Origin of the sequence: Pseudomonas canadensis (assembly GCF_030980095.1) — a bacterium.
Taxonomy (GTDB): domain Bacteria; phylum Pseudomonadota; class Gammaproteobacteria; order Pseudomonadales; family Pseudomonadaceae; genus Aquipseudomonas; species Aquipseudomonas canadensis.
In genome coordinates this window covers 4,594,460-4,616,122 of the sequence record NZ_CP133298.1, presented here as the reverse complement: position 1 = coordinate 4,616,122, position 21,663 = coordinate 4,594,460, and the positions used below count along the sequence as shown (strand labels likewise).

Genomic DNA, 21,663 nt, shown 5'->3' with positions numbered 1-21,663 from the left:
TTGGTAGTGGGAAGTTTATGGGGCGTCAATTGGAGTTGGGTAAGTTGGGTGGCTATGCATTGCTTGCATTCCCCTTTGCTGTTGTTTTTCTATTTATACCGACGGAGCTTTACTATCATAATATTTATGATTGGGGAGGAGACGCTTTTCTGCTGAAGAGCGCGGCGTGTGCCGGCCTGATCATTGCCTTGGTTGTTGGATTGGTGGCCATTTGTTTCAAGTGGTTCTCCGGTTGGGCGGTTGAGAAGGTGTGCTTCTGGTTTTTTATTGCGGGTGTCTATCTATTATTTGCAGACGTGTTTGCACCCTTGCAGTTGGCACGATTGGATGGTTCTGTCGGGCTCAGTGACGAGCCGTTGATGTATACCGCTATTGAAGCGGGGTTGCTGATAGGCATCGTTCTGTTTGCTCGACAACTTAAAACGCCAGCACAGCGAAAAGCCTGTAGCGCTGTAGCAACCGTATTGATCCTGTGCTTCGTGGGATACTTTGCTTATGCAGTGAAAGTAGACTTGCCACGCCAGGCCCTCGGAGTGCCAGCGGGAGGCGAGGCGATGGAGAGTGTCCGTAGGCCTAATGTCTATCATATTGTGCTGGACGAGATGGAAACGGATTACTTTCTCGAACTGCTCAAGCACCCCGAGCGAACCAAGGCGCTTAAAGGCTTTAGCTTGTTCAAGCATAACGTGAGCAACTATCCCTATACCGATGTGTCGGCCGCGAGTTATCTGACAGGAACTGGCTTTTATTCCGGGTCATTCTCTAAGTGGGTCGGTGAGTCGGATAACAGTTTGTTAAACCTTGCTGCCAAAAGTGGCTACAGCGTCAATGTATACGCGAAGCCTGCGCTCATTCATGCTAAAGCAGCCACGACCTACACCCAGCAAGACGAAGTCTTGAAACGATACTCCGAACTAAAACATCCCTTTATCAAAGAGTTCGTCAGGCTGTGGTTCGCCAGGGTTTCCCCTAACTTCATGACGAATGCGGCATTGGAATATGGCAGTGTATTGGGCGAGGCGGCCAGCAATGTCGTTGAGTCGAACGCAACAGTACAGCCAAAGACGATCGAAGAAGGTATCGAACCTTATGCCGGTGTCTTCATGTTTGATGACGCCCTACGCACAGAAAAGGATCGGCCTGACGTTTCAAGTTATCTCTATCTGCACGCCCTGTTGCCGCATGGCCCCTATGTATTGGACGAACAGTGCAGGTACGACCCGCAGCCAGGAGAAATTGCCAATCTTTACTTGCGACAAGCGGCGTGTGCGCTGAACAAGCTTGATGAGTTCCTTGCGGAGCTGGACAGGCTCGGGCGTTTGGATGACTCGATCGTTATCGTTCAGTCGGACCACGGTGCGGGGTGGGCGGGCTTTCTGGACGGCACTAAAGAGAGTGGGTTTTACAGTTCCACCGGTGTCGAGTCTGAAAACCCGCCCTTCGACGCCTCGATTACCCCTTGGAGCAGGCAGCAGCTGGAATCACGCTCCATGGCACTGTTGATGATCAAGCCTGCCCATGCCGATCACGCCCTTGTGACAGTAGACACTGAGTCGCAACTGCTGGATGTGTACCCGACGATTGCCGATCTGGCCGGAATTGACACCTCCGGTATTCGGCTGGATGGGTTGAGCCTGGTGAGTTGTCTGTCCCCCGACACGTGTAATATTCCGAGTGGTCGAGATCGGTTTTTCAATTTCTTTTCTACTGACGAGATTATTGCGGGAAATTATTACAAGTTTAAAGTCAGCATCAATGGGCAAGGCCGACCCCATTTCGACAGTGTTGAAAATGCCAAGGTCAAAGTTTCAGACGTTGAGTTGGGCAGTGTAATTTCCTTCTCGCAATCCGGTTTTTCCGACACGTTCATCGGTCATGGATGGAGTGGCCAGGAAGGGGATCATCGTTGGACGGATGGTGCGAAGGCCGACCTTAGTTTGCCAGTGAAGCTATCCGGTAAGGCGCGTGATCTTCTGTTGCGCGTGAAAGCCGGTGGTTTCCCTGGGCGCGGAGGTCCTCAGCAGGTTGATGTGCTGGTGAATGGTGTGAAAGTTGCAAACTGGACCTTGTCGGGAGTGGGTTGGTACGAGGCCCCAATTGCGAAGCGTGTGGTAGGGGATGGTGTGCTGGGTGTTGTTTTCAAGATCAAAGATCCCACAGCGCCCTGCGAGATAAGTGCCTCGCAAGATTGTCGAAAACTGGGCATGGCTGTCCTTGAAGTCAGTGTTGCCGAACAGGGAGTGGCTCAGTAATGCAACCCGCTTTCATTATTCTTGGCGCTGGTCGCCCACACTCAGGGGAGGAGCACGTAGCGCTTCGCAGTGCGTTGGGCCCGTCCAGAGTCCTGGACTGGTTGCTGCGCGCTGTTGGTCCGATTCAGCCTGTTGTTCACTTTGTGGGTGGGTATCAGGTCGAAACCATCGAGGCGCGCTACCCCGAGTTCACTTATTGGCTCAACGGCTCATGGCAAAGTACGCGCGCGGCCTATTCGTTTCTACAGGTTGATCTGCCTTCCTTCAGTGAATGCCTGGTGTCGTATTCCGACATTCTGATACGTAAGAGCCTGGTGCCGGCGTTGCGTGCGGTCGATGCCGACGTAGTCATTGCGGTGGACTCCCACTGGCGCAAGCGTTTCTCCGGGCGGACTCAAGACGACCTGGCCCGCTGTGAAAAAGTGTGCCTGCATGAGGCGTTGGTGACCCGTCTTGGTGCCGATATTGCGTCGGACGTCGCGTCGGCGGAGTTTGTGGGCTGCGTACGATTCGGGCCTAAAGTCATCGAGATGTTGATGGGGGAGAAGGCCAGTCTGCGCCAGCGGTTGCGGCAGGGGAATTTGTCGGACCTCATTGAAGTCTTGCGAATGCAAGGTTTCACCGTGCAGGCGGTCGATGTCCATGGCGACTGGGCGGAGTTGAATGAACCGCGAGATCTGGCGCATTTCGTGCTCGGCACCAAGGCCCAGACGCTGCAGCGCTTGTATGGCATGGTCACATTGAGTCGTATCGAGGACCAAGTCAGCTTCACCGTCGCTGAATGGCGTGACGAGCCAGAGGCTGTGCTGCTGACGATTCAACGCCATTTCCCTGATCAGAACCTGGTTATTCGAAGCAGTGCGTTATCGGAGGACGGGTTTGTAAACTCCAATGCGGGCGCCTATACCAGCCTGTTGAATATCCCGGGCAGTGATTTGGGCGCCCTGCGTCGTGCCGTGGAAGAGGTCGTTGCTTCCTACCCGGACTACAACCCCGAGGACCAGGTCCTGGTCCAGCCCATGCTGGATCAAGTCTTGGCCAGTGGCGTGGTTTTTACCCGCAGTCTGAGCAGTGGGGCACCTTATTACGTTGCCAACTACGACGATGTCAGTGGTAGCACCGAATCGATTACCAGCGGTAGCAGTCGCGAACATAAAACCCTGGTCATGCGCAGAGATGCCGAAGATCACAACCCGAACATTCCTGCTCATCTGCGTTCGCTGTTACCGGCAATACGCGAAATCGAAAGCCTGTTGGGGTACGACTCGCTGGATATCGAGTTCGCCGTCACTGCCAGCGGTGGCTTGCATATTCTCCAGGTGCGCCCGATTGCAGTCGACCACTCGGGATGGAGTGGAAATGACAGCGAACTGATGGCTTTGATCGAGGAAGCCCGTCATCGCTTTTGCCAGTTACAGACGCCATCACCCTTCGTACTGGGACACAGCGGTGTATTTGGCATCATGCCGGACTGGAATCCCGCAGAGATCATCGGTACCAAGCCCGGTCTTCTGGCCTTCAGTTTGTATCGCTTCCTGATCATGGATCAGACGTGGGCGACCCAACGCGCCGAGTACGGCTACCGGGATGTTCGGCCACAGCCCTTGCTGGTAGCATTTGCCGGTCATCCTTATGTGGATGTCCGGGCCAGTTTCAACTCGTTCGTGCCCGCGGTACTGGATGATGGGTTGGCAACCCGGCTGGTCGACTTTTACCTGGAATGGCTCAAGCAACATCCGCACTTGCATGACAAGGTCGAATTCGACGTAGTGCCTACCTGTTTTGCCCTCGACTTCGAACGCTGGGAAACTCGCCTGATCGAGCAGGGCGGTTTTTCTGTCGAGGAGTTGAGAACATTACGCGTTGCATTGCGTGATATCAGCGCCCAAGCGATTGTGCGTAACGCTGATGATTTGGCTCAGATACAGAAACTCGAAGTGCGCTATGAGCGCCTGCGGGAGTCGGCGTTGCCTCCGCTGGAGAAGGTCTGGGCGCTGCTGCATGATTGTCGCAAGTACGGCACTTTGCCCTTTGCACATTTGGCTCGCAGTGCGTTTGTCGCGGTCACGTTGCTTCGCTCAGGCGTCAGCGTGGGTGTGTTGAGCGAGGCGCAGGTCGAGGATTTCCTTGGGACAATCCGTACCGTCAGCCATCAGTTGACACAGGATGCCAAGGCTTGTGCCGGGGGTGATCTGAGTTGGGAAGCGTTTGTCGATATGTATGGGCATTTACGCCCGGGTACTTACGACATCGCCTCCCTGAGTTACCGCGCCGACCCAGAGCATTACTTAAAACCCATTGTGACCAGTGCTGTGCAATTCAACACTGCGGGTTCCAGCCATGAGGCCGCGCCTGCCGGGACGTTATGGCATGAAGCCCGTCAACGGTTTGCCGACGCGTTAAACGCCCAAGGGCTGCAATGCACGGTTGAGAGCTTGGAAGCATTTTTGCGAGGCGCCATCGAAGGGCGTGAGTATGCAAAGTTTGCCTTCAGCCGCAATTTATCTCTGGCACTGGATGAGCTCGCACTCTGGGCAGAACCATTGGGTGTCTCCCGTGAAGCGCTGGCCCACGTCAATCTTGACGACATCCTCGCGTTGCGTACAGGGTCGGTAGCGACTGCAACACCGGGCTCCTGGCTCTTGCAGCGGGCAACGGAAGGCAAGGCAATGAACAGTCTGGCATCCGCTGCCGAACTGCCGCCGTTGTTGAGTCGTGAAGAAGACTTTTCGGTCTTTCTTTATCCCTCTACACAAGCCAACTTTATCGGCAGTACTAAGGTTACAGCGTCTTGTGTTGACCTGAGCAAGTGCGATGATGATGTCGAACTGATTGGGAAAATCGCGCTGATACCCCAGGCCGATCCTGGTTACGATTGGCTGTTCGGTCGCCAGATCGCTGGGTTGATCACCATGTATGGCGGTGCCAATTCACATATGGCCATTCGAGCGGCGGAGTTTGGATTGCCTGCGGCCATCGGCGTGGGCGAAACACAATACCAGGCCCTGTCGGGGGCTCGCGTACTGGAGCTCAATGCGGCCAACCGTCTGATCAGGATCATTCGGTGATGCGTATCGCGGTCACCCAGCGTGTCGAGTGGATAGAGGGTTACGGCGAGCGTCGTGACTGTCTTGACCAGCAATGGAGCGTCCTGCTGGAGTCTTTGGGGATTGATGTCGTCCCTGTGCCCAATTTGTTGACAGCGCCCCAGGCATGGCTTGAACGCCAACGGGTTGCTGGGATTATTTTGACGGGGGGCAATGATCTTGCCCATCTACCAGGCGCGGCCCGTTCCGCGCCTGAACGCGATGCCACAGAAATCGCATTGTTGTCCTCGGCCGCTCTCCAGCGTCTGCCCGTGCTGGGGGTTTGTCGAGGTATGCAAATGCTTAACCACTTTCTCGGAGGTGGACTGGCCCCCGTACCCAATCACATTGCCGTTCGACACGCGGTGCGTGCGCTGAATAATGACGGTTTCTTCAGTGGCTACCGTGAGGTCAACAGCTTCCATGGTTGGGGGATGCAGATCAGCGATCTGGCCCCCGAGGTGTCCGCGCAGGTCTGCGCTATCGACGGTACGGTCGAAGCGTTTACGCATGACCACCTACCCTGGGTCGGGCTGATGTGGCACCCGGAGCGCGAAGCGCCCTTCCACATCCTCGACACCGAACTCATTCGCAAGCTTTTTGAATCAGGGACTATTTAATGCGAGCCATCATTCTTGCCGCAGGCCAGGGCACTCGTTTGCGCCCCTATACCAATGATCGCCCCAAGTGCATGGTCGAGCTGCTCGGAAAGCCTCTGCTGCACCGCCAGCTTGAAGTGTTGCGGGCTGGGGGGGTGGACAAGGTCGCCCTGGTTGGGGGCTATTGTGCTTCGGGCTTACAGGCGGATGACATAGAAGTCGTGCTGAACCCTCGTTACGCGCAAACCAACATGGTATCGACGCTCTTTTGTGCCGAAGCCCTGATGCCGGAAGGTGAAGATCTTTTGATTGCCTATGGCGATATTGTCTACGAGCCGCGAGTGCTCGAGGCGGTATTGCGCAGTGATGCGCAGTTGTCTGTCGCCGTGGATCGCCAGTGGCGTCGATTCTGGGAGATCCGTATGGAAAATCCCCTGGCCGATGCCGAAACGCTCAAGCTCGACGCGCACGCTTGCATCGTGGAACTGGGTAAAAAACCCAGTGACTACAGTGAAATCCAAGGGCAATACATGGGATTGTTCAAGGTGCGAGGCGATCAGGTGGCTGCATTTCGCGCTGCTTGGCATGCCCTGGATCGTTCGGCGCTCTATGACGGTAAAGATGTCGACAACATGTACATGACCAGTTTTATCCAGCATCTGATTGATGGAGGTTGGGAGGCCAAGGCTGCATTTACCGACAACGGTTGGTTGGAAGTCGATACGGTTGAAGACCTGGATCAATACCACCAAATGCATGAAGCCGGACAGTTGGCCTCTTTTATTCAACTAGCGGTTTAAGCATGTTCAATTCACTGCGCAAAACTTACAGGGAATGGAAAGGCTTGCAGGCCTTCAAGCGGCTGCCACAGCACCAGAGGCAACTGGTGTTCTATTCGGAGGGTCGCGGCTACTGGACTTACTTTGAGTCGGTGTTTGAGGCCTTGCGGGCCGAGTATGCTCAATCGGTCATCTACGTGACATCGGCGGAGGACGACCCCATCTTGTTAAGCCCGCCAGAAGGGCTACTGGCCTTTTATGTGGGGGAGGGCAGCATGCGCACGTTGTTCTTCTCGACACTGGATGTTCAGGTCCTGATGATGACGATGCCGGATTTGCAGAGCTTTCACATCAAGCGATCGCCCTGTCCGGTGCACTATGTCTACCTGCATCACTCGATTGTCAGCACGCACATGATCTACCGCGAGGCGGCCTTCGATCATTTTGATTCGATCCTGTGTGTCGGGCCGCACCACGTCTTGGAAACGCGAGCTCGCGAGCAGATGGCAGCATTGCCGGAAAAAACACTGGTCGAACATGGCTACGGTCGTCTGGATGCGATTCTTCGAGAGGGTAACTGCGGATCGTTGGCGCGCTCACCCGGCCAACCTGCGCAGGTGCTGGTAGCGCCGACTTGGGGCGACAATGGCCTGTTGGAGTTGCATGGAGTCGAAGTCATACAGCCGCTGATCCAGGCGGGCTTTCGTGTGGTGCTACGGCCCCATCCGCGTACTCGCAAACTGCGTCCGGACGTCCTGGAAGCCATTGTCAGTCATTTTCATGGCGAGCCACTGTTTCATCTGGATGAAGACGGGGATGCGCGCAAGTCGTTGATTGAGTCGGATTTAATGGTCAGCGATTGGTCGGGCGCTGCGCTTGAGTTTTCCCTTGGGCTAGAAAGACCCACCCTTTTTGTTGATGTTGCGCGTAAAATCCTCAATCCCGCGTATGAGGCAATTAGCCATGAACCGCTGGAAGCGGCTATCCGTGAACAGGTTGGTCTCATTCTCTCAGAGCATGAGTTAGCCAGTCTGGGGTTGAAAGCAACTGAATTGATCCATAACGCACGCCAGTGGCAGATGGCTATCCGCACGGCACGCGAGCGTTGGGTTTTCAATTCGGGCAAAAGTGGCAGCGCTGCTGCAGCTCATCTGATTTCTTTGCTGAATTGATATGGAGTATCTATGAACACATCACGTTTCTCGCTGGTAGCTCTGGTTTGCCTGGTCGTATTGCCGATCAACGCTTTCGCTTACCTGGATCCGGGTACCGGCAGCGCGGTATTGCAAGGCATCCTGGGGGCACTGGCCGCAATCGCCGTTGTGCTCAAGCTTTACTGGCACCGCTTCCTGCGCATGCTGGGGTTGCGCAAAGACACCGTGAAAAAACAAACTCGCGGCGATACCCCTACTGAGAAATGAAGCGTCGCCGGCAGGTGGATTCAAGTCCTTGTCATTAGGATGAATCGGGCCTTTTCCGTCGCAGGTTTCCATACGCATAGTGCACTCCGCCAACTCGTGTTGGCGGAGCTGATAATCAAAGTTGCCCAATGTCTATTCAGAAAAAGAGCATGCCGAGTGTGTTTTATCTCTGGCTGCTGATGTTCATGGCGCCGTTTGCATTCGCGACTGCCCCAGCTCAGGTCTCTCCCTCCCTTGCTGACTCCAATGTGCAATTGTCGCTCGACCTGACGGCGGGCACGGTCTCGCACTGGCGTTTGCCGCAGGTGATGAATGCGCAGGGCCAGCCACAGGACCTTGCGATGCCGGCTGGTCAATTGTTCGCGCTGAAGGGGCGTCTGCAAGGAAAAACACTCGAAGAGTGGACGACCCTCGCAGGTGGTTGGAAAACCGTAGCCGCCGACAGCGGCGCGGTAACCATTGCACTCGACAGCGCAGAGTTGCCGTTCGTAATCCGCAAGACATGGCGCCTGACCAACACACCCTCGCGCGTTCGATTTGAGCTGAGCCTTCAATCACGATGGCAAGCCAAGCAGGCGCAAGACGCTTTGTGGCTTGAACTCGGCCCTGGGCTCGGCGAGCAGCCGACACACGGACTGGGCATGGGCCAAGCGATTTACTCGTTCACTGAGGTGGTTTACCGAAACGCTGAAGGTGTTTCAACTCAGCGATTGGGGCATGACGACAACGTGCGGTTCAAGCCCCCGGCGGGTCAGGGCGTAACCGAGTGGGCGGGTTTGCAAAGTCGATACTTTGCGCTACTTCTGATCCCTGAAGGGAGTACCGAGGGGCACCTTGAATGGGAAGCGCAGGCGCCAGCGACAGGCGTCGAGTATCCGCAGCAACCTGACTTTGAAACCTTGCTCAGGATAAATATCCCCCTGCCTGAAGCTCACAGCGAGTCCTCCCAAATCTTGCGTTGGGATGTGTTTGGTGGCGGCAAGTCCTATGACGTCCTGTCTGCTCAGGAACCGACACTGACCAGCTTGTTGTTTGCGGGGTTGTGGGAATGGATGCGTGCACTGATCTTGGGCATCATGTATGTCCTGGCCTTTATCCACCAGGGTGTTGGAAACTGGGGCGTCTCGATTATTCTGCTATCGATCCTGGTTCGGCTGGTGATGTATCCCGTCGCGAAGAACGCTATGGCGGCGCAGAAAAAATTTGCAGCTATCCAGGAGCGTATCCAGCCAGAGTTGCAGGAGATTCGCCGCAACTATAAAGGCGGAGAGCAAAGTGAGCGTATCCTTGAGCTGTATGAGGCACATCAAGTCAGCCCCCTGGCCGGATTGAAACCTCTTTTGATCGTGCTAATACAGATACCGATTTTTGTGGCACTGTATCACCTGCTCGGCCAAGCGTTTGAGCTTCGTAACGAGCCTTTTTTGTGGATACAGACGCTCGCGCAGCCCGACCAGCTGTTCTCGTTCGGGGTTGATATTCCATTTTTTGGAGCCTACTTCAACCTGCTGCCGGTGCTGATGGCACTGAGTACTCTGCTGAGTATCAAGTTCTCCCAAACCGTTGCGGCTAATGCAAAAGAGGCATTTCGCCAGCAATTTTTTCTGTGGCTGATGGCGTTAGTATTCTTCCTGCTGTTTTACTCATTTCCTTCCGGCATGGTGCTTTACTGGACGATGGCTAATATTTTGCAGTTTGTTCATCAACAATTGGCATCGCGTAAATGATGGAGGGCCAGATGATCGATGGGTTGTTGTTCAAGGTCCTGCCTGAGCAGGTGCCAAATAGAAATGATGCTGTGCACTTTGATACGGTTTTCGAACTATATCAATTGGCCACTACTTCGCCGTCTGCCACCGAGCGGTTACGGTTGTTGAGCTTCCTGTGCATGCGGTTGGAAATTACAGGTCGTTTATTTGACGCTTATGGTGTTGATGGTAAAAAAATCGGTAATCAGCTCATAGATTCAGCATGGGCCGAAGTTGCGCTTGTCCTGTTGCTATTGGATTTTGTGCAGATATATGAGGCCCCAGAGCAGGCTCCATTGGCGTTCAAACGTCTGAACGCGATGTTGAAACTGACAGACTTTATCGGTAGTGGCCGGGATATAAACGTTGACCTGCGCAAAGCCATCGACGCCCATGCCGAGCGGTTTCTGAATCAACATTCAAGCGCTGATACGGTTGAAACCATTGCGCTTGCGGTTTCGCGCACTGTTCCAGAGCAACAGAAAGTCTTGCCCATCACCGTACTGTTCTGGGAAGGCCCCATTGCAAGGGCCTACCTTGCAACGCTTAAAAGCATGGGTTACCGACCTGAGAAAATCATTCATTTGATCTCGGCCGTAGACCTGGTGAGCAAAAAAGTTGTCGGGGGATACCTACCAGCCTTTATTCGCGAGGGGTATGCGGCGGTACGCCAGAAAAACAGCATCCATTACTGGGCATCGGCACTCCTCAAGAAAGAACGCGTCTTGTGCGACGCCATACGTATGGCCGTAGCGGATTCGCTGTGTTTTGAGCCGCATGTCCTTGACGATGCAGTGTCGTTGTCATCCTTGCGTGAATATTGTTCTGTCGTCGAAACACTGATGATCGATAATCTCGCGGATGATCGTTTGTTCGACTACCTTGCGAAATTGCCGGAAACTACCCTGTTGTTTACAGGAGGCGGTATTGTTCCTGCCCGGTGCCTGCAGTTGCCTGCGCTGAAATTCATTCATATTCACCCCGGGTATCTACCGGATGTGCGGGGAGCCGATTGCGTACTGTGGTCGCAATTGATCAAAGGACGTACCTCCGCCAGCTGTTTTTTCATGGCGCCGGGCATTGATGACGGGGATGTCATTCTTCCGTGCTACTTGCCGAAGGTGGAGATTGCATTCAACACGTCGGCATTGCCTTCGAAGATGTTGTACCGCGCTATATATGCCTTCTTTGATCCATGGGTGAGGGCGTATGTGTTGAGGGAGGCACTCGAGGTAATCGAGGGTCTTAAGTTTGATCAAGTATTCAGGCAGGATGACTCGCTAAGTACAACGTATCATTTCATGCATGAGAGAATTCAAACAGTTTCTTTGAATAGCATTTTTATAGACTAAGCACAGCTTGCTCAAGGAGTTACACGTGAAAAAGGCAATTATTACCGGCATTACCGGACAGGACGGCGCCTACCTTGCTCAGCTGTTGCTAGAAAAAGGCTACATCGTCTATGGCACTTATCGCCGTACCAGTTCGGTCAACTTCTGGCGAATGGATGAGTTGGGCGTCACTCAGCACCCGAACCTGCATCTTGTGGAATATGATCTGACCGACCTCTCGGCCAGCATCCGCCTGCTCCAAAGCACCGAGGCTACCGAGGTCTACAACCTTGCAGCTCAAAGCTTTGTCGGCGTGTCGTTCGATCAGCCGGTGACCACCGCTGAAATCACAGGCTTGGGCGCTGTCAATCTGCTGGAGGCAATTCGGATCGTGAATCCGAAGGTTCGTTATTACCAAGCCTCCACTTCTGAAATGTTTGGCAAGGTCCAAGCGATTCCGCAGATCGAGACCACGCCGTTTTACCCGCGCAGCCCCTATGGCGTGGCTAAGTTGTACGCCCACTGGATGACCATCAACTATCGTGAGTCCTACGGCATATTCGGGGCCAGCGGCATCCTGTTCAACCATGAGTCCCCGCTGCGTGGGCGCGAGTTTGTCACTCGCAAGATCACCGACTCCGTGGCCAAGATCACCCAGGGCAAGCTGGACGTCCTGGAGCTTGGAAACATGGACGCCAAGCGCGACTGGGGATTTGCCAAGGAATATGTGGAAGGCATGTGGCGTATGTTGCAGGTCGATGAGCCGGATACTTTCGTACTGGCGACCAATCGCACCGAGACCGTCCGTGACTTCGTCTCGCTGGCATTCAAGGCGGTCGATATCCATTTGGACTGGCGTGGCGATGGCGATCAAGAGCATGCGCTAAATGCTGCAACCGGCAAAGTCGCTGTACGGGTCAACCCGAAATTCTACCGCCCCGCGGAAGTTGAACTGTTGATTGGCGATCCTGCAAAGGCCAAGGAAAAGCTGGGTTGGGAGCCTGCAACCAATCTTGAAGAATTGTGCCGCATGATGGTGGAGGCTGATCTACGTCGAAACGAACAAGGCTTTTCGTTCTGAAGCTGACAGAGCGTGTGGTTTGCGCTCGGAGCGAGCGGGCTGTTTTTTGGCCCGTTCGTCCTACCTGTGTTGTCCAGTCTAAAGGTGAATAGCCGTGAAACATGTTCTGTTAACCGGAGCCAATGGCTTTGTTGGGAAAGTTCTGCTGGAGCAGTTGTTGGCGGCTGGCTACCGGGTAAGCTGCGCTTGCACCTCGCCTGGCGCATCGCTTCGAGCGGATGTTGAGCATGTATTGCTGGATATTCGTGATGCGCAGGCCTGCGCTGCGACACTTGAGCGGATCAAACCCACTCATGTTCTTCATTTGGCCGCCGTTTCTCATGTGCCGACGAGCTTTCGTGATCCATTGCTGACCTGGAATACCAACGTCCTGGGGACTATGAATCTGCTGGAAGCGATAAAGCAGAAAGCACCTGATGCGTTTGTTGTCCTCGTCAGTTCTTCCGAAGTGTATGGCGAGGCATTCAAGGCGGGCGTCGCGCTAGATGAAAGCAGTCCTTGCTTGCCGATGAATCCCTATGCAGCCAGTAAATTAGCGGCTGAGTTGGCCGGCGAGCAGTATTTTCGGCAAGGCGTCCGAGGGGTAATTGCACGTCCGTTCAACCATATCGGCGCGGGGCAGTCACCCGACTTTGTCACTGCTTCGTTTGCCCGGCAAATTGCCCTGATCGAGAGCGGTAAACAAGCACCGGTCATACAGGTTGGTAACTTGGATGCCTACCGGGATTTCCTGGATGTGCGCGATGTCTGTTCGGCTTACCTGCAGTTGCTGACCCTCAGCGAGCAGTCGGGTTACCCACGTCTTTTCAATATTTCCTCCGCAAATGCCTGTCAAATTCGCAGCGTCCTGAACGAGCTTGTCGGTCAGAGCCGTCAGAGCATCGCTGTCGAGTTGGATCCTCAGCGCTTGCGTCCATCGGATATTCCATTTGCCGTTGGTAACAGTGATCGCATGCGTAATGTTCTGAACTGGCAGCCGACTATTTCGTTGAAGGACACACTGGCGTCGCTGTTAGTGGACTGGCGCTCCCGTGTGGAAACCGAGCAGTGAACGTGCTGATGGGCGCCGAGTCGCTGCGTCCGCCCTTGACCGGGATAGGAAACTACACGCTTAACCTTTTGCATGAGTATTCTAGGGTGCCTGATGTTGGGGCCACGTGTTGTTTTGACGGTCATCGGTTCTTACCTGCGGCAGATTTGTTGGCTGGGCTTGACTCAGCCTCTGCGCCCTCAGGTGGCACGCGCTCAGGCGTGCTGGGGTATCTGCGTAGAACGTTGCGTGCTGCACCGTTGGCCTATCAACTGAAGTCGATGGTCTCGAATACGCGATTCAAGCAAGGCGCTCAACGCTGCCGGAATTTCGTTTATCACGAACCTAACTTCATCTTGAGGCCCCATGATGGGCCCAGTGTCACAACGGTGCATGATCTCTCGTTTATTCGCCATCCCGAATTTCACCCGGCCGAGCGTGTGGCCTGGTTGAGTCGTCAGCTCCCGAAGACACTGGCTCGGGCGGACTTCGTCATTACCGATTCCGAAGTGGTGCGCCGTGAGCTTATTTCACAATTCAACATTCCGTCAGCCAGGGTCAGGGCCATTTATCTGGGGGCCGATGAGCGTTTCATGCCGCGTTCGGCACAACAGAGCGAGGCGGTACTGGCCAAGTATGGCTTGGTGCATGGTGCCTATCTGGCCTATGTAGGGACGATCGAGCCGCGCAAAGGGCTGTCGATTCTATTGGATGCGTGGCAGCGCCTGTCTGCGGATGTGCGCCGCGCCTGGCCTTTGGTTATCGCCGGTGCACCAGGTTGGCTCAATGCTGATTTGATGGCGCGCATTCAAGTACTGCGTGCCAAGGGGGAAGTGAAGTTTCTGCAATTTGTGAGCGCTCAGGATTTACCTTTTATATACGCCGGTGCCAAAACCTTTGTCTTTCCCTCGTTGTACGAGGGGTTTGGGCTGCCGGTGCTTGAGGCGATGGCGAGTGGCGTACCGGTTATTTGCGCTGGGGGTACCTCCATGGCTGAATTTGCCGAGGACGCCTGTACGCTATTCGAGGCCGGGGACGCCGAAGCCCTGACGACAGCTATTTCCCGACTGCTTGAGGATTCAGGACTGCATGAAAGAATGGTGCAGGTGGGTCAGGCCAGGGCCAGCCAGTTTTCATGGGCGCGTTGTGCGCGAGAAACGCTACAGGTTTACTCAGAAGCCGCAGAAACATAGCCGTGAGCTGGGGGGGCATGATTAATGGATATTGTTTTAGCTGGAACGGCGCAGTCGGCTCAAGGGGTATAAGGTCAGGATGATGACGTTCAATGAACTGATCAAAGTGAAGTTTTTGAGATTTTTGCTCGTCGGACTGATGAACGCAGCATTTGGCTATGGATGCTTTGCGGGTTTTATTTATCTGGGCTTGCATTACAGTTTTGCACTGTTACTGGCAACCGTTTTAGGTGTGGCTTTCAATTTTAAAAGTACGGGTTCGTTGGTTTTCGGCTCTCATGACAATAAGCTGATTGTCAGGTTTGTACTGGGCTACGCAGTGGTTTATGGCGTGAATCTAGGTGGCGTGGCGGCGCTGGCGCTATTCGGAGTTGTACCTTACGTGTCCGGATTGATCTTGCTTCTGCCGATGGCCGTATTGTCGTTCCTCATTAATAATAGGTTTGTTTTCAATGACGCGTAAATTAATTAGTATTGTGACGCCTTGCTATAACGAAGAGGCGAATATTGATGAGCTGTGCCAGCGAATCAATGACGTCATGTCAAAGCTGGATTACGATTATGAACACGTGTTCATCGATAACTGTTCGACGGATGGAAGTATTCCAAAGTTGAGAGCGATCGCGGCGCAGGATAAACGCGTCAAAATTATCTTGAATGCCCGCAATTTTGGTCACATCCGTTCTCCCTACCATGCGCTGCTACAAGTCAAGGGCGATGCGTGCGTACTGATAGCCTCCGATCTTCAGGACCCACCGGAAATGATCGAAGAGTTTGTCAAGAAGTGGGAGGCCGGTTTCAAGACGGTCCTGGCAGTCAAGCCCGAGAGTGAAGAGTCGCCGGTCATGTTTTTCCTCAGGAAAACCTACTACCGATTCGTTTCTCGTATTTCTGAAGTGCCACTTGTTCAAAATGCCACGGGCGCAGGATTATTTGATCGCGCGGTGCTGGATATCCTGAAGAAGGTTGATGACCCGTATCCCTATTTTCGCGGTTTGTTGTGCGAGATTGGTTTTCCTATCGCCACTGTTCCCTTCAAGCAACCTCGGCGTCAACGCGGGATTACAAAAAATAATTTCTACACCTTGTATGACATCGCTATGTTGGGAATTACCAATCACTCGAAGGTTCCTCTTCGTTTGATGGTAATGGGAGGAGGGCTGCTTGCCCTGGTCAGCTTGTTGATGGCGTTCTGTTTTTTTGTGGCAAAAATCATATTCTGGGACTCATTCCAGATGGGTATTGCGCCGTTGTTGATTTCACTATTTTTCTTCAGTTCGGTTCAGATACTGTTCCTGGGCATGCTGGGAGAATACATAGGGTCGGTGCACACGCAGGTACGTAATATGCCTCTTGTGGTAGAGGCAGAGCGCGTCAACTTTGATTAATCTGGTAAGGGATATTGGACAGTGGCCTCAAGCATGACGCTCCAGGAAAGAACGGTTTTAAGTTCAGGGCAGCCACTCGCATCATTGTGGCAGGTATTTAAAAGTGATTGGGTAATAGTGCTTGGGGGCGCTTTCTTATCTTTTGTGTTGGCGAGCGTATTCATCAGTGGCTGGCCTTCGGGTCTGCTGCCTGATCTTTCTGCGCCTTATCGGTATGCGGGAGACAGTCTCTTTCATGCCTGGATGGCTCAACGGGTTTCTGAAGGATGGCTGTTTGAAAATATTCGCAGTGGGTATCCGTTTGGGTCAAATTTTCTAGATTATCCAGGTTCTGACTTTGGTAATCACCTTCTCATTAAGCTACTTGCAATCGTATCGGGGAGCAGCTTCAAAGCGACAAACCTGTTTCTTCTCCTGAGTTTTCCAGTAGGGTTTTCTGCGACGTTCGTCGTGGTTCGCGCTTTCGGCCTGTTCCGCTCATTTGCATTTGTGGCGGCCATGCTGTTCACGTTTTTGCCGTTTCACTTGTTAAGAATGGACCATCTGTTTTACACCTGGTATTTCGTTGTTCCGTTCTTTTTCTACTTGTCGTATTCAATATTTCAATCTTCAACGGACGCTGAGAGCCAAACGTTAAAAGGCTTTTCTTATCCGAAGGCTGTGGCCGTCGTGCTTGGGCTGCTGGTGCTGTCGTCATTCGGTGTGTATTACGCGTTGTTTGGCGTTATGTTGGTTGCGCTTGGGGGCGTATTGGGGTGGTGCAGAGCCCGTCGTGTCAGTGTGATTATTCGCACCCTGTGCGTGCTTTCGATAATGATGGGTGGGGTGTTGCTTAATGTGGCACCTAATATGCTCGCGAAAAACCAAGCGGGTCCCAACCTGGAGGTGGCGCAACGGTCCCCAATGGAGGCCGAGGTCTACGGTTTCAAGTTAATGCAACTCATCCTTCCGAGAGCGGATCACCGCATATCGTGGGTGGGGAAGTTTACAAGCCTGTATAACTCGACCTTTCCATTAATCAATGAGAACGCGACTTCTACACTGGGTGCAGTCGGCGCACTCGGCCTGTTATTAGCGTTCTGTGTGTTGCTACTGTCTCTCACGGGGCATTCTGTTGATCCGAAACTGGGGTTTCTGGTAGCGCTTGTTTTTGTGCTTTTTATGCTAGGTACTATTGGCGGGCTCGGCGCACTTTTTTCATCTTTTGTTTCCTCTTCAATCAGGGGGTGGAACAGAATCAGTGTTTTTGTTGGGTTCGGCGCATTATTGATTTTCTTTATAGTGCTGCAAACGTTGATGACGCGTTATTCATCAAGGCTTGCGGTCTATTCGACGGCGATTCTGGCCCTGCTGCTTGTCGTAGGGTTATATGATCAGACAGCGCCGGCCTGCCGGGCTTGTAATGCGAGCGCCAAGGCTGCTTTTGAGAATGACAGGGCGTTCGTGACTTCGATTGAAGCGGCGTTACCCGCTCAGGCAGCTGTTTATCAGCTTCCCTACATTGCCTTTCCAGAAATGCCTCCTGTCCACCGCCTGAATAACTACCAGTTGGGCGCGGGCGTGCTGCATTCCAAAACACTGCGCTGGAGCTTCGGTGGCATGAAGGGGCGGGAAGGCGATCTATTTTATCGAGCGCTTGCCCAAGAAGCACCGGAAAAGCAGTTGGAAGTGATCAAAAATCTTGGTTTCAACGGGATTTATATTGATCGTCGCGGCTATGAGGATAATGCCCAGAGTGTGGTTCAACAGTTTACCGCGCTGCTGGGCAGCGGGCCCTCGATATCCAGCGTTGATGGGAATCTGGTTTTTTTCAATTTGAATAGGCCGAAGTCGGCTGATCTCTCGGGTCTGAGCTTTGCGCAGATCATGAAAAAATCCGGTTATTATGCTGACAAGTTGGGAGCCCGCTATCCCGGTAGTCTGAAAGACGGTATCGATTTTACGCGAGATGGCTGGCCGAATACGGTGAAAGGGGCCGAGGGGCTTTCTGGGAAAGAATCCTGGGGGCGCTGGTCCGATGCGAGACTTTCCAACACGGTGCGCATTGAATTCACAGCCCCGCTGCCACAAACATTCACGTTGGTGTTAGTCGCTCGGGCATTTGCACCTAACGTCAATAAACCCATCAAAGTGACAATAGGTAATCGCGAATATGAAGTCTTGCTGGGGGCTGAGCCATCTGAAGTCCGACTCTCGGTAGACCTTCAAGGTGACGATGCTGACAGCATTGTCTTCAGCCCACCTACCCCCGTTTCACCCCAACAGCTGGGCGTAGGGAACGATTCGCGTAAATTGGGGATTGGGTTCGTATCATTACGGCTTGAATAGTCGAACGCTTGCTATTTACAGCTACGCGGTGCTGTGAACTGAGGGCTGCCTGTTCGGAAAAATATAGAACTGTTCAAAAGGTTCTGTGTCTAAACGAAATGTGTAGGGTGGCCCGCAGTTTACTGACACATTCGAGGAGTAAAGCTGTCCGTAAGTCCCTGCTCGGTTATGTCCCGTTCAGGGCATCCGGCGCATCAGCGTGAGAGCTTGATGCGGCTTCTCGATTTTTTTGGAATAGGGGTTGATCTCAGGCAGAGACAGCCGATTTAAGTTAGTAATTTTCGTCGATGTATCAGCACGTACACACTGTACCAATCGATGAAAACTGGAAAAATCACTCACAAGGTAGTTATATGATGAAGTTAGGTAAATTGGCGGGCGTCATGGTTGGTATTGCAGCGTTGAGCGCTTGCGATGATGGTAAAGTGGAGAACGTCTTTTCTGCTCAATACAGTGCCTCCTCGTCGAGTTTAGATGTTGCCGCAGGCAGCAAGTTTGCAGTGCCGATTACCGTCAAGAACACCAGCAGTGGTACGTGGGATTCCAAGGCTTCGAAGGCCCCTGTCTTGGCCAGCTATCACTGGCTGAATGCGGACAAAACAGTGCTTTTGCTTGATGGGAACCGTACACCATTTGCACAACCGGTTAAGCCTGATTCAGAAGTGGCAGTGCAGTTGGGTGTAGTGGCACCTAAGGCGCCCGGGAACTATATCCTTCAAGTCAGCCTTGTCAAAGAAGGTGCAGGTTGGTTTGAGGCGAAGAATGTCAAACCGCTGGAGCTTGCTGTGAAAGTCAAATAAGTGTTTGTATTTTAATCAAATAGCCGTGAAGTTTGCTCGCTTGTCAGGCGGCAAGCTTCACCGTTTTAAAGTAGGTGTTATTTGAAAATTCTACACTTTTATAAAACCTTTGCCGCTGACCAGCATGGTGGCGTCGAAATGTTTATTCGCCATTTGACACATGTGAGCGCTCAGCAGGGTTGCGAAAATGTAGTGCTTTCGTTAGCCAAGGGTGAAGTGGCTAACGTCGAAGGCCCGAGTTATAAGTTGGTCCAGGCGAAAGAAGATTTCAATGTGGCCTCTACCGGCTTTTCTGTGTCTTCGTTCAAGCTGTTCGCGGAGTTGGCCAAGTCTGCCGATGTTGTGCACTATCACTTTCCTTGGCCATTTATGGACGTGGTTCATTTTGCAACCCGGATCCAGAAACCAACCGTCGTGACGTATCACTCGGATATTGTCCGTCAAAAAGTTCTTAAATGCTTATACAGTCCCTTGCAGCGCCTTTTTTTGAATGATGTCGATGCGATTGTGGCAACCAGTCCGAACTATCTTGAAAGCTCTCCCGTTTTAGCGCGTTATCGTCATAAGTCTACTTCGATTCCCATCGGGTTGGAGCAGTCAATGTACCCCGTTTCTGAGGCTGATAAGATTCAGGAACTTCGAGGTCGTTACGGGCGTTTTTTTCTTTTTGTTGGTGTGCTGCGCTATTATAAAGGGCTTGAGTTTTTACTCCGGGCCGTCGAAGGGACTGATTGGCCGTTGTTGATTGTTGGTGCTGGCCCCTTAGAGCAAGAACTAATGCGCGTTGCATCCGAGCGGCAACTGCACAATGTGCATTTCATCGGGCAAGTGACCGAGCAGGAAAAGGTCAATCTATTTGAGGCCTGTTATGCGGTAGTGTTTCCTTCGCATTTACGCTCAGAGGCGTTCGGTATCAGCCTGCTTGAAGCGGCAATGTTTGGTAAACCGATGGTATGCAGCGAAATTGGTACGGGAACCAGTTTTATTAACCAGCATGATGTATCTGGAATAGTAGTTCCCCCAGGCGATGCGCCCGCCATGCGCCGTGCCATGGCAGCATTGTGGGAGTCTCCTGAGTTGGCTGCACGTTATGGTGCTGCTGCAAGAGAACGATATTTGAAGGTGTTTACTTCTCACTCGATGGGTGAGGCTTACGTGAAGCTTTATCGTGATTTAATCAATCGCTAATAACGTCGTTTTAATTACGTGTGGCTACCAGAGACAGTATGAATATGCTGTATTTGGCGTGGTTTCGCCAAATACAGGCAGGGGTCATTAGAGGGTCGAACGAGACTGGAGTTGTGTATCCGGTATCGCTGGCTCCACTTTTCGCATCCGTTTGATAAGCGTCTTGGCGTAATTGATTGATGCATTTTCTATGGTGATGTGGAGAAGATAAGCAATCCCTATCACGGTTAGAACAGCCGTTGCCAGCGCCACATAGAAGGACGCATTGTTGTCCAGCATCACGCGCATTATCGAATAGCTGATCAAAGAATGTATGATGTAAAGCGGGTAGCTGATTTTGGCGATAAAGTCGAGTGGTGCAATGGGCCTGAAGTATTTCCTCAATGTATAAGCGAGCGTGAACACACCAAGCCCATAAAAATAGTTCAAGGGTGTATTAGGCATTCCTGGTGCCCATTCATTGTGAGTCCAGCACATGAGCACAAGGCTCAACAGAGCAGTGCTATAGATGACCAACTGGAGAGTACTTATCTTTTGGATGAAGTGAAAATGAAACAGAGTGCCGACGAACATGAAACATACAATCATCAGTTCGGCTTTTAGCGACTCCACCGAAAAGTTTACGTATTTAAGTGCGATGATGGATTTTGCAGTGGGGTAAAACTCAGTGAAACCCAGTACACCGATGGCCAATAACAGTATTGGCATGACGCTGGCTTTTCTCAGTGCGCTGAAGAGTAGGGCGGATATGATATAAAACTTTATCTCTATCGCCAGTGTCCAGTTGACTAAGTCAATGGTGCGAGTGTTCAGGTTGGAGTGCGTCAGGGTCAGGTTTAAGAACAGCTCTTTGAAGTTTATGCTAAACGTCTTTCCCCAATACAGGCTGGAAAGCCAGACCGCCGTGATCGCGAGAACGGATCCGATCAAGTAGGTTGGATAGATTCGAAGCGCTCGCGAAATCAAGAACTCAACCGGCGAAGATTTAGAAAGAGAAAAGGGTATGACGAAACCACTGATAAGAAAGAAGACAGCAACACCAAAGGGACCATAGTTTACTGTTCGCGGCGACAGCCACCCATATAAAGGTGGCGTAGGACCTTCTATGACGGGAGAGTAAATGTAAGTTGAAACAGTCTCTCGGGCCAGCCAGAAAATTCCACACAGGTGAACTATCATCACTGCGATAATAGCCAGAGCCCGTAGCTGGTTGGCAAATATGACTTTGTCATTGTATTGTTGCATTTACAGTGTCCATTTTGGCGTGTAGCCGGCTTAGGGTGACTTCTGGGTCAGTTCCGCGTTTTGAGACCTTGCGGGCTGCAAGATATGCCAGATATTAATAGGCTGTCTATTGTGTTTTTTTTTGTTAAAAACTTGACGCCTTGCCCCGCATCCATGAATTCCGGGTTTTGGCCTGTGCATTTTCTATGTTGGCG

General features: G+C 52.6%; 17 protein-coding genes. 16 read left to right on the top strand and 1 reads right to left on the bottom strand.

Features of this window, described 5'->3' with window-relative positions:
- The first annotated feature begins 17 nt into the window (after nucleotides 1-17).
- The 16 genes from RB216_RS21320 (at nucleotide 18) to RB216_RS21245 (ending at nucleotide 20,224) form a co-directional block, all read left to right on the top strand.
- Nucleotides 18-2,252, top strand: a complete 2,235-nt coding sequence (locus tag RB216_RS21320; RefSeq protein ID WP_308907847.1) for a sulfatase-like hydrolase/transferase — start codon at nucleotides 18-20, stop codon at nucleotides 2,250-2,252.
- Complete coding sequence (locus RB216_RS21315) at nucleotides 2,252-5,320, top strand: PEP-utilizing enzyme (RefSeq protein ID WP_028617457.1); 3,069 nt, start codon at nucleotides 2,252-2,254, stop codon at nucleotides 5,318-5,320. The genes RB216_RS21320 and RB216_RS21315 overlap by 1 nt, the downstream gene beginning before the upstream one ends.
- The gene (locus RB216_RS21310) at nucleotides 5,320-5,958 is read left to right on the top strand and encodes a gamma-glutamyl-gamma-aminobutyrate hydrolase family protein (protein WP_028617456.1); all 639 of its coding nucleotides are present in this window, start codon (nucleotides 5,320-5,322) and stop codon (nucleotides 5,956-5,958) included. The genes RB216_RS21315 and RB216_RS21310 overlap by 1 nt, the downstream gene beginning before the upstream one ends.
- Nucleotides 5,958-6,737 carry a phosphocholine cytidylyltransferase family protein gene (locus RB216_RS21305; RefSeq protein WP_028617455.1) on the top strand — a complete coding sequence of 260 codons (780 nt, stop codon included), beginning with the start codon at nucleotides 5,958-5,960 and terminating at the stop codon, nucleotides 6,735-6,737. Before RB216_RS21310 ends, RB216_RS21305 begins: the two co-directional genes overlap by 1 nt.
- Before the next feature lie 2 nt (nucleotides 6,738-6,739).
- Nucleotides 6,740-7,888, top strand: a complete 1,149-nt coding sequence (locus RB216_RS21300; protein ID WP_050587882.1) for a CDP-glycerol glycerophosphotransferase family protein — start codon at nucleotides 6,740-6,742, stop codon at nucleotides 7,886-7,888.
- Nucleotides 7,889-7,900: 12 nt separating this feature from the next.
- Nucleotides 7,901-8,137 (top strand): hypothetical protein, encoded by a 237-nt coding sequence (locus tag RB216_RS21295; RefSeq protein ID WP_032864231.1) that lies wholly within the window; start codon nucleotides 7,901-7,903, stop codon nucleotides 8,135-8,137.
- A 128-nt stretch (nucleotides 8,138-8,265) separates the two neighbouring features.
- A complete protein-coding gene (yidC, locus tag RB216_RS21290) occupies nucleotides 8,266-9,864 on the top strand; it encodes a membrane protein insertase YidC (RefSeq protein ID WP_028617454.1) in 1,599 nt (532 codons plus the stop codon).
- An 11-nt stretch (nucleotides 9,865-9,875) separates the two neighbouring features.
- The gene (locus tag RB216_RS21285) at nucleotides 9,876-11,237 is read left to right on the top strand and encodes a formyl transferase (protein WP_164673172.1); all 1,362 of its coding nucleotides are present in this window, start codon (nucleotides 9,876-9,878) and stop codon (nucleotides 11,235-11,237) included.
- A gap of 25 nt (nucleotides 11,238-11,262) precedes the next feature.
- Entirely contained in the window at nucleotides 11,263-12,297 is a 1,035-nt protein-coding gene (gmd, locus tag RB216_RS21280) for a GDP-mannose 4,6-dehydratase (RefSeq protein WP_028617452.1), read from the top strand.
- 94 nt (nucleotides 12,298-12,391) lie between these two features.
- Nucleotides 12,392-13,348, top strand: coding sequence for a GDP-mannose 4,6-dehydratase (locus tag RB216_RS21275; RefSeq protein WP_028617451.1), 957 nt, complete (start codon nucleotides 12,392-12,394; stop codon nucleotides 13,346-13,348).
- Nucleotides 13,345-14,520 (top strand): glycosyltransferase family 4 protein, encoded by a 1,176-nt coding sequence (locus RB216_RS21270; protein WP_308907846.1) that lies wholly within the window; start codon nucleotides 13,345-13,347, stop codon nucleotides 14,518-14,520. Before RB216_RS21275 ends, RB216_RS21270 begins: the two co-directional genes overlap by 4 nt.
- Nucleotides 14,521-14,602: 82 nt before the next feature.
- Nucleotides 14,603-14,983: a GtrA family protein gene (locus RB216_RS21265; RefSeq protein WP_028617449.1), complete on the top strand. Its 381-nt coding sequence runs from the start codon at nucleotides 14,603-14,605 to the stop codon at nucleotides 14,981-14,983.
- Nucleotides 14,973-15,908: a glycosyltransferase family 2 protein gene (locus RB216_RS21260; RefSeq protein ID WP_032864229.1), complete on the top strand. Its 936-nt coding sequence runs from the start codon at nucleotides 14,973-14,975 to the stop codon at nucleotides 15,906-15,908. The genes RB216_RS21265 and RB216_RS21260 overlap by 11 nt, the downstream gene beginning before the upstream one ends.
- A gap of 33 nt (nucleotides 15,909-15,941) precedes the next feature.
- Nucleotides 15,942-18,236 (top strand): DUF7024 domain-containing protein, encoded by a 2,295-nt coding sequence (locus RB216_RS21255; RefSeq protein WP_308907845.1) that lies wholly within the window; start codon nucleotides 15,942-15,944, stop codon nucleotides 18,234-18,236.
- A 353-nt stretch (nucleotides 18,237-18,589) separates the two neighbouring features.
- On the top strand, nucleotides 18,590-19,036 hold the full coding sequence (locus RB216_RS21250; protein ID WP_028617446.1) for a hypothetical protein: 447 nt from the start codon (nucleotides 18,590-18,592) through the stop codon (nucleotides 19,034-19,036).
- Between the two features lie 81 nt (nucleotides 19,037-19,117).
- Entirely contained in the window at nucleotides 19,118-20,224 is a 1,107-nt protein-coding gene (locus RB216_RS21245; protein WP_028617445.1) for a glycosyltransferase, read from the top strand.
- Between the two features lie 87 nt (nucleotides 20,225-20,311).
- Here the strand turns inward: RB216_RS21245 and RB216_RS21240 are convergent, their stop codons facing one another.
- Complete coding sequence (locus RB216_RS21240; protein WP_028617444.1) at nucleotides 20,312-21,469, bottom strand: acyltransferase family protein; 1,158 nt, start codon at nucleotides 21,467-21,469, stop codon at nucleotides 20,312-20,314.
- Nucleotides 21,470-21,663 lie beyond the last annotated feature (194 nt).